Source organism: Mycobacterium sp. (genome assembly GCF_032161845.1).
Taxonomy (GTDB): Bacteria; Actinomycetota; Actinomycetes; order Mycobacteriales; family Mycobacteriaceae; genus Mycobacterium.
The window spans coordinates 1-5354 of sequence record NZ_JAVRQA010000020.1; the positions used below are offsets into that span (position 1 = coordinate 1).

A 5354-nucleotide genomic window follows, 5' to 3' on the forward strand; every position below is an offset into this window, starting at 1 on the left:
GGCCGGCGCGATTGCGGCTTCGATCTTGGCGAGCGTGGCCAGTGTCGTGTCGAGGCTGCGCCGGTCGACGTCGACGGTCGCCAGCACGCGCGTCCAGTTCGCCCGCAAGCGAACGAGATTGGTCTCCGCGCGGGCGGTCGGCGCCAATCGGGTCTGGCGACCGTCCGACTCGTCGGCCGTCCGCTCGACCATTCCCTTGGCTTCCAGATCACGCAGCACGCGACTGACGTTGCTGCGCCGCAGTCCCGTCGCGGCGGCCACTGCGGTCGGTGACGTGCCCTGATGGTGATCGATGTACCGCATCACGTTGATCTCGATCGCGGTGAGGTCGACGATCTCCCGGTCGCGGCGAGCGTCCGTGGCGATCACCCGCGCCACGGCCAGGACCAGGTCCGCGAGAGCGGCCAATCGCGCGTCGATGTGATGGGCATCGCTTCGGCTCACCTGGCCAAGAGTACTCCGATGGTTGTACATTGATATCTATCATTTGATAACTACCCTGGAGGTGACTGATGAACGTCGCGGTCGATTCGCCAATCCGAGACGCCCCCGAGCGATCCATCACCCCGGCACTGCTCGTGACGCTGGCCCTGCTGTCGGCCGTCGCGCCGTTCGCCACCGACCTCTACCTGCCCGCCTTCCCGACGATGGTGGCGGACCTTCACACTTCCGCGACGGCGGTACAGCTCACCCTGACGGCCTTCCTGTTGGGACTGGCCACCGGCCAGTTGGTCTTCGGCCCCCTTTCTGACCGCTATGGCCGGGTGCGGCCCCTGATCTTCGGCGCCACGCTGTGTGTCGTCGCCAGCGCCGCAACGGTATTCGCGCCGACCGTCGAAGCGCTGATCACTGCCCGCTTCTTCCAGGGTTTCGCCGGTGCGGCGGGCATGGTCATCGGCCGGGCCGTCATAGCGGACCTGGCCTCGGGCAAGGCGGCCGCGCGGGCCTTCAGCCTGATGATGATCGTCGGCGGCGTCGCCCCGGTCCTGGCTCCCCTGGCCGGTGGCCTTCTCGTCGGCCCGATCGGATGGCGGGGGGCGTTCGCCGTCATCTTCGCGCTGTCGACCCTGATGCTCGCTGCGGTGCTCCTGATCGTGCGCGAGACGCACACCGAGCACCGGCGCGCCGAGATGCGGTCGTCCCGCTCGGCGCAGGGGTCGCCGCTGCGCGACCTCACGAGTCGGACCTACCTGGGCCACGTCATCGCCTTCTGCTGCGCCTTCGCCACGATGATGGCCTACATCTCTGCGTCGCCATTCATCTACCAGACGATGATGGGCCTCAGCGCCGGCCAGTACGGTGCGATGTTCGGCGTGAATGCGCTTGCGCTCCTGAGCATGAGCGCACTGTCGGCACGGCTGATCGCGCGCTACGACGTCCGGCACGTAGCGGCGTCCGGACTCACCGCCATCCTTCTCGCCACGGTCACCCTGTTGGTTCTCGCATCGGCCGGCGTTCCGGCCGGGTGGCTGGCGCTACCCCTTCTGGTAACGGTGGGCGGTATGGGCTTGATCTTCGGCAACACGACCGCACTTGCCCTTGGTGCAGCACCGCGTGCCGCCGGAACTGCGTCGGCCGTGCTTGGGGCTGCGCAGTTCGGCTTGGCTGCCGCGGTGTCACCGCTGGTGAGCATCAGAGGTGAGGACACTGCGGTCCCCGCCGCGATCGTGATGGTGTGCGCCAGTTCCCTCGCCGTGGCGGGGTTCCTCTGGGCGCACCGACGTCAGAGGTCGAGCACCAGCTCACCGGTGGGCGTCGAACAGCAGATCAGCACGTTGCCCTCCGCGGGCGGCTCGAGTGGTTCCGGGTCGTAGCGAACGGATCCCGACAGAACGGCCGTCTCGCAGTTGTGGCACACCCCGGTTCGGCACGACCATCGAGTGGGCACGTCGCATGCCTCTGCGAAGTCGAGCAGGGTCGGATAGCCAGGCCCCCACGGCACGGTGAGGCCGCTGCGGGCGAAGCCGACCTCGGGCCCCGGACCGGGACGGCCTGCCGGCGGATGCGGTGGACCCGACGGCGTCGCCGCGATGCCGGGAGTGAGCGCTGCTGCGGCGCCGAATGTTTCGCTGAAGACGTGACCGGCGGCCACGCCGTACGCCTCGAGGCCCGCCGTCAGCGCGGCCATGAAGTCTTTCGGACCACACAGGTAGGCGTCGGCGTCCTTCGGCACACCGAGCGCATCGAACACCTCGGCCGTGAGCCTGCCTGCCGTGGTGTAGTCCGAACCCAGCCGGTCGGAGATGGCGGGTCGGCTGTAGAACACCTGCGAGCGACTGCCGGGCAACCGCTTGAGAAGCTCGCGACACTCGGCGGCGAACGGATTCGCCCCGCCGCCCCGCGCGCCGTGCAGCCACCACACCTCACGCCGCGAGCCTGCCTCGGCGAGCGCGTGCAGCATCGAGAGCACCGGCGTGATCCCGACTCCGGCGGAGAGCAAGACCACCGGGCGGTCGTCATCGGCTTCCAAGTTTGCGATGAGGACGAACGTGCCACGCGGAGCCGCGACGTCGAGCACGTCACCCACCGTGACCCTGGTGTGGAGATACCCGCTGCCGAGTCCGGCCGGTTCCCGCTTGACGCTGATCCGGTAGGTGCCCGAGCCCGGCGAGTTCGACAGCGAGTAATTGCGGATTACCGGTACTCCTGCGGGTTCCGCCGGGAGCCGCAATGTAATCGATTGGCCAGGAAGCCAATCCGGGAGGCGATGGCCGTGGGGATCCGCCAGCTTGAGTGACCGGACATCCGCACTCTCGTCGTGGATCGACGTGACCCGCAGCGGCCGGAACCCCTGCCACGCCGGTGCTGGGCTACTCGACCCGTCCGCCTGCCTCGCCAAGTCCTCCAGCGACCCCTTCCAGCCCTGGCTGAGCGCGGGTACCCGGAGCGCTCGAGCCACGGCGGCACGCGGAGGGTCGGGCAGGTAGAGCAGGGCGTCCACCTCGGCGACGGTCACCGCCTCGGGGCCGGAGGCGATCTTCACGATCTCCTGACCCTGCCTCACCTCGCCCTCCGTGAGCACTCGGAGGTAGAAGCCGGGGCGACGGTGGGACACGAGCAACGCCGCCATGTTCGGCACGCCCATCCGCAGTCCGACGCGGTAACAGGTGACGCGTGGCTGGGTGACCTCGAAGACCGCGTCGCCGATCTGGTACCGGTCACCGATGCAGACCTCCTCGTCGGGTAGTCCGTCGACGGTGAAGTTCTCGCCGAAGTGGCCCGGCGCCAGGTCGTCGCGACCGAGTTCGGCGGCCCAGTGCCGGTAGGAGTCGAGTTGATACACCAGGACTGCCCGGTTCTCACCGCCATGCCCGCCCAGATCGCCCTGTCCGTCACCGTCGACGTTGAGGCGGCGGACCATCCGCGCTCCGTCGACGGGTGACTTCCAGGCGCCGGTGTGGACGCACCGGCCGTTCCACGCGACGTCCTTGGGGAGCCCGACATTCACCGAGACCAACGTCGCCATGCCTCACCCTTCCGTCGCGCTATGGACCGTCGCGCCTCATGGAACGTAGCGCCGCAACGCCGGGCGTACTGTCGAACACGTGGCACTGCCCGGATTGACGACCGTGCGCGACGGTCTCGGCCAACGCCTGTTCGGGATGGTGGCTGGCCCAGAAGGTCCGGCCAACCGCGCGCGCATCCACGACACCCCAGGGCCGCGGTGGTTCGGCGAGGACCGTCCGATTCGACGGGTGCACGGCGACGCCTCGATGTTCGTCGGCGGGCTCCGGGCCCTGCTGCTTCAGTCCCTGCACCCGCTCGCGATGGCAGGTGTCGCCGAACACTCCGACTACAAGGGTGATCCGTGGGGACGGCTGCAGCGCACCAGCACCTTCCTCGCCGTCACCACGTTCGGCCCGGCGGACGATGCCCAGCGCGCCGTCGACAAGGTCCGCGGGATCCATCGGCGAGTACACGGAACGGCGGTGGACGGACGCCGGTACGAGGCATCCGACCCGCATCTCCTCGAGTGGGTGCACATCGCCGAGGTAAGCAGTTTCCTTCTGGCACACCAGCTTTACGGAGCCAAGCCGCTCGACCAGCGGGGCCGCGACGATTACGTCGCCGACACGTCCCGCGTCGCCGCCGCGCTCGGTGTGATCGATCCACCGCGCACCGAACGGGAGTTGACGCAGCGGATCGAGGACTACCGGCCCGAGCTGAGTGGCACGCCGGCCGCGCGTGAGGCGGCCAAGTTCCTGCTGCTCACTCCCCCTTTGCCGCTGCTGGCCAAGGCGCCGTACGCGGTACTTGCCGCAACGTCGGTCGCCATGTTGCCCCCGTGGGCGCGGCTGCCCCTCCGCCTGCCCTACCTGCCGCCGCTGGAGTCCACCGCCGTTCGGCTGGCCGGTCGAACGCTGGTGGGTGGCATCCGCTGGGCACTCGCCAGGGGCTGACCGGCCGATGTCGGTCGGCTATACGGAAAGCGCTGTGCCCGTTTCCTTCTCGGCAAACGCAACCAACCGGGCGGCCATCTCGTAGTCACAGGCGTTTGCCGTCCGACCGGCGAGCGTGGGGCCGCCCTTCAAGCCACGCCAGCCGTCGATGCCGACGTAACTGCCCGGCGGGATCGGTTCGCTGATGCAGTACAGCGTCGGCGCCGCGCCTGCGTCGATGTCGTTGGCCAGCACGTCGGCCGCGGCCTTCACGACCGCGTGGAACGCGGACATCACCCGCTTGTCGGAGACATTCGACAGGTTCGAGGCGACCCAACCCGGGTGCGTCAGTTGGCTGGTGATCGGTGAGCCCGCCGCTCGAAGTCGCCGGTCGAGTTCGAGTCCCCACAGCATCACCGCCAGCTTCGAGCGACCGTAGGCGGGGAACGCCGACCACTTGCGCGTGCGCAGATGAGGGTCGTCGAGTCCGATCTTCGCCGACTTGTGCGCGTCGGAGCCGACGTTGATGATCTGCGACCGCACTCGGGGAAACAGCAGATTGGTCAACGCGAACGGACCGAGGAAGTTGGTGCCGAGCGTCATCTCGAAACCGTCGACGGTCTCGGATCGACTCTGCGCGACCACGCCTGCGTTGTTGACGAGGATGTCGACGTCGCCGTCGAACAGGTCCGGGAACGCCCGCACCGACGACTGATCGGCGAGGTCGAGCTTGACCACCGACGTGTCGCCGCCCATCTCGGCGGCGCGCTGGGCGCCCAATTCGACGTTGCGCACGGCGAGGATCACGTGCGCGCCGGCGCGAGCCAAGGCACTCGCCGTCGCCAGCCCGACCCCGTTGGTGGCTCCGGTCACGATGATGCGCTTACCGGTCAAGTTGCCGAGTCGGGTCGGCGACCACTGTGACGTCACGAGGGGAAGATTAATGGTGCCGGGGCGGCGCCTGGAGGTCGCCTG

General features: G+C 68.6%; 5 protein-coding genes. 2 read left to right on the top strand and 3 right to left on the bottom strand.

All coding sequences use genetic code 11. The features are described from left to right. The coding region (locus QOD90_RS01290) for a MarR family winged helix-turn-helix transcriptional regulator (protein WP_526345886.1) at nt 1-444 on the bottom strand (444 nt) is incomplete at its 3' end. 68 nt (nt 445-512) lie between these two features. Between QOD90_RS01290 and QOD90_RS01295 the strand changes: the two genes are divergently transcribed. After that, complete coding sequence (locus QOD90_RS01295) at nt 513-1814, top strand: multidrug effflux MFS transporter (protein ID WP_526345887.1); 1302 nt, start codon at nt 513-515, stop codon at nt 1812-1814. On the opposite strand, the gene QOD90_RS01300 is transcribed toward QOD90_RS01295, so the two are convergent. Then, entirely contained in the window at nt 1724-3466 is a 1743-nt protein-coding gene (locus tag QOD90_RS01300) for an MOSC domain-containing protein (protein ID WP_526345888.1), read from the bottom strand. The two genes, QOD90_RS01295 and QOD90_RS01300, sit on opposite strands and share 91 nt — an antisense overlap. 136 nt (nt 3467-3602) lie before the next feature. Here QOD90_RS01300 and QOD90_RS01305 point away from each other — a divergent pair, with 136 nt between their 5' ends. Next, nucleotides 3603-4400 carry an oxygenase MpaB family protein gene (locus QOD90_RS01305; RefSeq protein ID WP_526345891.1) on the top strand — a complete coding sequence of 266 codons (798 nt, stop codon included), beginning with the start codon at nt 3603-3605 and terminating at the stop codon, nt 4398-4400. A gap of 18 nt (nt 4401-4418) precedes the next feature. Here the strand turns inward: QOD90_RS01305 and QOD90_RS01310 are convergent, their stop codons facing one another. Next, the gene (locus QOD90_RS01310; protein WP_526345889.1) at nt 4419-5309 is read right to left on the bottom strand and encodes an SDR family NAD(P)-dependent oxidoreductase; all 891 of its coding nucleotides are present in this window, start codon (nt 5307-5309) and stop codon (nt 4419-4421) included. Nucleotides 5310-5354 lie beyond the last annotated feature (45 nt).

Bases quoted from the DNA above. Each gene is read 5' to 3' on its own strand.
- QOD90_RS01295 (WP_526345887.1), top strand. From the start codon at position 513: ATGAACGTCGCGGTCGATTCGCCAATCCGAGACGCCCCCGAGCGATCC.
- QOD90_RS01300 (WP_526345888.1), bottom strand. From the start codon at position 3,466: ATGGCGACGTTGGTCTCGGTGAATGTCGGGCTCCCCAAGGACGTCGCG.
- QOD90_RS01305 (WP_526345891.1), top strand. From the start codon at position 3,603: ATGGTGGCTGGCCCAGAAGGTCCGGCCAACCGCGCGCGCATCCACGAC.